The sequence below is a fragment of the Fischerella sp. genome (assembly GCF_013388695.1).
Classification (GTDB): Bacteria; Cyanobacteriota; Cyanobacteriia; order Cyanobacteriales; family Nostocaceae; genus PCC9605.
Map to the genome: position 1 here is coordinate 1 of NZ_JACAEU010000153.1, position 6,239 is coordinate 6,239.

The window sequence follows — 6,239 nt, forward strand, 5'->3', positions numbered from 1 at the left end:
ATGAATTTACAATTCACGGGTATGTAGAGACGTAGCATTGCTACGTCTCTACAATGATTTGGCATCGAACTACAAAAATGTATGCACACATAATTCATGACCAAATTCAGCAACGCCAAGATTTTCATACTTTGTTGTGCAATGAAACCACATGGAAATCTGCCTTTAAGATAGAAGCTACTTATCTTGAGGATGCTGAATAGCAATCAATAGTGAGTACCCTGAAGTTGTAAAATTTTTGTTAAATTGGGCGAGCATCTATATTTATTTATAGTGTCTCCTTAGATTTAGTAAGGTACTCAGCATGACGGCAACTACTTCCAAAGCAACTTCAGCGCTTCCCAACTTTTGCGAAGGAATTCAATATTTTGGGGAAGCGTTACCGGAATTTGAAACTTATGGTGCAATACCAGCAATAGAGTCGGGAAAAGAAGCGATCGCCACTCCAGAAGATCCAGCATCTGCGTATCAAACATTACTGGCTGCTGATGCTTTGCGCTACCTGACATTGCAAATTACCGGAAGTAAAGCCTCTGGACACCCAGGCGGTTTCGCATCTCAAGCGGAAGCTTATGCGGCGTTAGTCATGCTCGGTTACAAAAATATTATTACGGAAGTGGGACACCATGCCCCCGGATTTTATAGTGCCATGTTCTTGGATCGCTCGTTAGAGGACATGGGCATATATACAGTGCAACAATTGCGCGATCGCTTTCGGGAAAGACACGGATTATTGGGACACCTTTCTGGTTACATTCCCGGCATTCTCGCACCAGCAGGCCCCTTGGGACAAGGGCAACATTTTGCGATGGCCGCTGCACTATTGCACAAAGACAAGCTGTTTCCCTTCACCGTTGGGGACGGCGGACTGGGTGAACCCTATGTAATGAGTTCGATGGCTCATTTCCACACTGCTTATCCTGGTGTTACCAACTTCTTGCCAGTGTTGGTGTGGAACGGTTACAGCCAAGAACACCATAGTATGGTTTCCATCAAAACCAACGAACAGATGATGGCATACTGGCATGGTAATGGTTTTGAAGAAGTCGTGTTAGTCGATGCCAAGGACTTTGACGACAAAAATCAACCAGGCGACTACGTTGATAGTACCGCTTTTTCCTTTGGGCAACGCCTAGCTTTTACCAAAGCTGTGTTAATGGGTGTGGATGAAGCAGCGCGTTCTGCTTTGAGTGGCAAACTAACCGTATTTATAATTAAACAACTCAAAGGCGCAGGCGTCCACGCCCGGGGTGCAAAATCTCACAACCTCTATCCCAAAGATACACTGGACGCACCCCATATTATGAATGCGTTGAAAGAACGCGCCTTACCTCTGGAAGCTTGGCAATTGGTGCGAACAAACATGGAACGCGCAGGCGGTGGCCCGGCGGCAAAAACAGTTGTCACCGAATTTGAATATCCCTTGCCAGAATTAGGCGAATTGCCTTTAGAAGAATATTCTCTGGGTGGCGATCCCAAAGTTTCCACAACAGCGATGGGACGTTTGGTGGCAAAAGTCGGACAAATAGATGAAAACTTCCTTGTCACCAACGCCGACGGTAACGAAGCATCTGGTATTAGTAACATCAACCAAGCATTAAAGATTATTCACCCAACAACTGACGACTTATACAATCAAAATCCCGGCGGACAAGTATACGAACCCTTGAGTGAAGATGCTTGTGCTGGGTTAGCAGTTGGCTTGTCGTTAATGGGTGCTAGAAGTTTGTGGTGTTCCTATGAATCTTTTGCCATCAACGGTTTACCAATTTGGCAAACAGTGACGCAAGCAATGGCAGAATTGCGGCGTCCCACTCCCTCAACAATTACATTATTCACCGCTGGCGCATTAGAACAAGGACGCAACGGTTGGACACACCAACGTCCGGAAATTGAATCTTATTTCGCTGCGATGATGCGGAATGGTAATGTCTTCCCATTATTCCCCCCTGATGCTAACAGCATTCAAGCCTGTTATGACTGGGCGCTAACAACTAAAAATAAGGGAATTGTCATTACTGCTAGTAAATCACCATTGCCAATTCGTACTACTTTCAATATGACTCGCAAAGGCTTGCGGGATGGCGCAGTAGTCTTGCAAGAAGTTCCTGGTGATAAGAAAGTAGTGTTTGCCGTTGTTGGCGACATGACATTAATTCCAGTCTTTGAAGCTGCTGCTTTCTTGGAAACAGAAGGTATCGGAGTAAAGATAATTTCTGTGATTAATCCCCGCCGTCTATATCGTCTTCACGACACAGCTTGGGATACCTGCGCTGAACCTGATGGTGGTTTTATTGATGATGTAAAATTTGCCGAAATCTTTGATGGTGATGCGCTAATTGGTGTTACTGGTGGTGCAGCGGCGATGTTAGAACCCATTATGCTGCGGAGTACCTGCAAGCGCGATACCTTTGCATGGAAGCGTGGAGAGACAACAGCAAGTGCAGGTGAGTTGATGGCGTTTAATGGTTTGACAGCGGAGGCGTTGACGAAACGAGCAATTGAGTTAGTGCATTAATAAAGTCGGGTTTTATTAACTAGAAAAATATAGATTTACCACCGCAGATGTACGCAGATAATTTCTTAGCTTATTATGCGTATATGTGCGGTTTTAATTAATTAATGATGAAATTCCAAGTAATTTTCACTTACGATACAGAATATGAAGGTTACGTTGCCGAGGTTCCTAAACTTCCAGGCTGTGTAAGCCAAGGGAAGACACTAGATGAGACAATTGAAAATATCAAAGATGCCATCAGGGGACATCTTCACGTCCAAGCTAAACACGGCAATCCTTATACAAGCTAGGTTCAATAGTCAGAAGTTTTTTCTATGCAAAACTCTCAACCCACATCAAACCAACCGATAAATGCTCTCACAGTAACAGAGTTGGAAGCTTTAATAGTCAAAATCGTTCAGAAAGTTCTCAAACAAGAAACAGAGAAGCTAGAAACTGTACAGCCAAATAATCCACCACAAGCCTTTTTAGAAACCTTTGGAACCTGGGAAGACACACGTACCACAGAAGAAATCATTGATGATATATATTCAAACCGTACTATTGCGACTGAGGAATATAGTTAGTGAAGTATTTACTAGATACTGACAAATCATTGTAGATTGGGTTTCGCTCCGTTCAACCCAACATTAACCGAAATTAGGATATTGTCAAACAGCTACAAACTATCAAACCCGGAACTACTGCATATGCAGATGCACAAAAGTTACTTGTTTCGGCACAGAAACTTCTGAAATCGTGAAATTTTTCATCAACATGTAGGGCGATCGCCAAGCTTTATCATCCACAATTAGCAGCAGCAATAGAAAACGCGATCGCCCTTATTACATAAATTCATAGCGAAATTTCTGCACCAATACTCCGCGCCCCTCTGCGTTTTAAATCCCTACTTTTTACGCAAAAAAGTGAGCGCTTAAGCACTCACTACAAACTTATATATTTGGCATCTCAAGTGAGTGCATCACTTTTTCACTAAAATATATGCATTAGCATATTCAGGCAATTGACTAATATATCTCCCAAAATCTTTTTGATTCTTAAAAATACCTGCCAAAAAATCAAGCTGATAAAGATTGGGTAAAAATGCCCCGCCTGTATCTGCAATCACTCCCATTCTTAGACGTTTGTTTCTACCTTGACCATACTCCATCACAATCACTCGACCTAAACCAATATTCAGAACATCTCCAGCAAAAGTCACTCCCGGCTTGATAGAAATTTTCGCATCTATCTTATATCCATACCCTTTAATAGCATCTACTTTTTTAAAATACCAATAACGCTTTTGTGCTGTTGGTTTCACTCCCCGTATATAAGGAATTCCATTGTTTCGATCCACATTAAAAAATACCTTGGAACCATCGGTAAAATTAATCAGTATTGTTCCTTGCATCAACGCTTCTTCTAAACCTTCGCGGGTTAAATACGCAATGGGTTCAACTTTCCCAAATTCTTTACCTCCTGGTTCATATATACCTGATAAAACATCCTGTTTTGTGTATCTGGTATAGAAATTATCAGTTCTAGAGTTATCTTTTAAGCTATAAATTGCTGTATTATAAGTAGAGGTTTTCTTGCGAGAACCTGGATAGGTAAAAACAGCATACTTTGTAATCCGCAATCGTTTTTGTTCTGGATTTTGTGGTTTATAAGCAGTCCATTTGATGACTCGAAAATTAGCGTTGATAAAATTAGGGTCTTGTAAACGAGTAGCTCGATTATTAGCAATATCTTCCTTTAAGACCGCAATCATAAAATCCAGAGTTTTGAGAGTATCTTGTAAAGTAACTCCGGCAGCACCAAGCAATCCTGTACGTAGAATATCTGGGTCTTGTTTAGCGTAGTCTTGGTAATATTTTCTTGTGTTGGAGAGAACAAATAATAAATCTTTTTGATTGAAATTAACTTTCGCAGTGGGTAGTTTTCCTGAACTGAGAACCTGACTACCATTAACGCTAAATTTATATTTTTTAAACTCATCAATAACTTTATAAGGTGTAGAAGCCGCCACCAACTCTTTGCTAGATGAAGTAGTGTTATGCTTGCCTATATTTTCATCAGATGTTTGCTGAACAGTTAAAGCATTCTGAAAACTTGTGGTGAGTACACGAACTGGTTGACTTGAGGTTTGGGAAATCTGCTGTTGAGTTTTCGACTGAGTATATAGATAGGTACTACCTAAACTGACTAGCGATACGGTAGCAAAACCTAATGTAAGGAGGAGTTTTCGGTTGAATCGGATACTCATAGGTTGGACAATAAATTATCTGACGGTGTTTTGTGTCAAAAATTCTATATTCACAGTACTTTACCTCTAAAACCTAAAATATATACAGTTATCTTGCCTCGATTCCAAACAATCAGATGAACGACAAAATCAAGCCTGACTGGGCTGGTGAAGGGTTGCTTTCTCGGTTCGTTAACTTACTAATCCAAACCAGACCGATTTACAACTTGATGAAACACCAGGCAAGGCAAGTACTTATTAAAACCGCTGAAAAGAACGGTATTCCTTGGCGCAAAAACTGCGAAACCCTAGAAGCATCGGGGGTAAAACAGCGACTAACAGAGACTGTTAACTCTAGTATTGTTTACCCCGATTACTATCAAGTGCCGTTTCATGCCTACTCTGAGGGCAATCTTTGCTGGCAAGCTGCTTTGGAAGCCCCAGCGCTACTTACTCAATGGCATTGTGGGTATGGCCTAAAGAAAACCTGACTTGGGAAGTTGCTCACGAACGCCTAAGAGGAAGTTTTCATCAAGTTTTGGCGACTTATGGCCCGCAGCAGGTAGTAGAGTGCGTTACGGCATTAAGCCTAACGCACCGCCTAACAGATAAAAGGTGCGTTACGCTGTCGCGTTAACACACCCTACAACTCACCTTGACGGGCTACTACTAACTACTAACACTCACTACGAGAAATATGCTGATTAAACGAGGGTTCAATGCTATGCGATCGCCCAATTTAACATCAACAACTTCACCAAATTTTACAACCGTGCTTCTCCAAGCTGTGGCTGCATATCGAGGCGAAGGGGGCGATCGCCCTCCCACCGCAGCAGTGGTAAATGCCTTGCTGCAAGCAGAAAAAGCTGCTAAGCAACAACGATTAACATATCCATTTGCATCTTTGCTTGGTCAATGGCGACTGTGTTTCGCCACTGGCACTCGCGATCGCAAAAAGCGAGGAGGAATTGTTTTAGGTAGGGGTTTTTATGTACCTAAGTTTGCAGCCGCACATATTTCCTTCAGTGCTACTTCAGATCCGGCTTTGGACAGAGGAGAAATCGGCAATCAGGTTAAATTAGGCCCAGTGTTGTTGAAGCTAACAGGCCCAGCAAAATATTTAGGTAAAAAAAACTTACTGGCGTTTGACTTTACCCAGATGCAAATCAGTCTGTTTAGTCGTGTTGTTTACAATCAACAGATTCGAGGCGGGAAGACGCAAACGGAGGATTTCTACAATCAAGCGATCGCTAAACTGCCCTTTTTTGCATTTTTCTCGATTACAGAAGACTTTATTGCAGCCCGTGGGCGTGGAGGTGGGCTGGCAATTTGGATTCGAGAAAGGGTATGAGAAACTAGAGTTGTAACCATAGATGATTGACAACTCCCCGCCGTAGAACGGCGGAGATTCTTCCTTCACCCAACATTGCCTCTAAAAGCAGTGCCTTTAGATGGTCTTACACGTTGTCCAGAAGCGGTAGCGAGATGCCCTCC

6 protein-coding genes and 1 pseudogene are annotated in these 6,239 nt (G+C 42.4%); 6 read left to right on the top strand and 1 reads right to left on the bottom strand.

What is annotated here, in order from left to right; translation table 11 throughout:
* Positions 1 to 77 precede the first annotated feature (77 nt).
* From HXY43_RS20920 to HXY43_RS20935, 4 genes are all read left to right on the top strand, one after another.
* Positions 78 to 203, top strand: coding sequence for a hypothetical protein (locus HXY43_RS20920; RefSeq protein WP_290887153.1), 126 nt, complete (start codon positions 78 to 80; stop codon positions 201 to 203).
* A 101-nt stretch (positions 204 to 304) separates the two neighbouring features.
* On the top strand, positions 305 to 2,518 hold the full coding sequence (locus HXY43_RS20925; protein WP_290887156.1) for a phosphoketolase: 2,214 nt from the start codon (positions 305 to 307) through the stop codon (positions 2,516 to 2,518).
* Between the two features lie 104 nt (positions 2,519 to 2,622).
* The gene (locus tag HXY43_RS20930) at positions 2,623 to 2,808 is read left to right on the top strand and encodes a type II toxin-antitoxin system HicB family antitoxin (RefSeq protein ID WP_231510585.1); all 186 of its coding nucleotides are present in this window, start codon (positions 2,623 to 2,625) and stop codon (positions 2,806 to 2,808) included.
* A gap of 24 nt (positions 2,809 to 2,832) precedes the next feature.
* Positions 2,833 to 3,084: a hypothetical protein gene (locus HXY43_RS20935; protein ID WP_290887162.1), complete on the top strand. Its 252-nt coding sequence runs from the start codon at positions 2,833 to 2,835 to the stop codon at positions 3,082 to 3,084.
* Between the two features lie 395 nt (positions 3,085 to 3,479).
* Here the strand turns inward: HXY43_RS20935 and HXY43_RS20940 are convergent, their stop codons facing one another.
* Positions 3,480 to 4,766, bottom strand: a complete 1,287-nt coding sequence (locus HXY43_RS20940) for a hypothetical protein (RefSeq protein WP_290887165.1) — start codon at positions 4,764 to 4,766, stop codon at positions 3,480 to 3,482.
* A 116-nt stretch (positions 4,767 to 4,882) separates the two neighbouring features.
* On the opposite strand from HXY43_RS20940, the pseudogene HXY43_RS20945 reads away from it, so the two are divergent.
* Positions 4,883 to 5,310 (top strand): annotated as a pseudogene (locus HXY43_RS20945) (class I SAM-dependent methyltransferase); the annotation flags it as partial.
* 159 nt (positions 5,311 to 5,469) lie between these two features.
* A complete protein-coding gene (locus HXY43_RS20950) occupies positions 5,470 to 6,096 on the top strand; it encodes a hypothetical protein (RefSeq protein WP_290887168.1) in 627 nt (208 codons plus the stop codon).
* Positions 6,097 to 6,239: the final 143 nt, after the last annotated feature.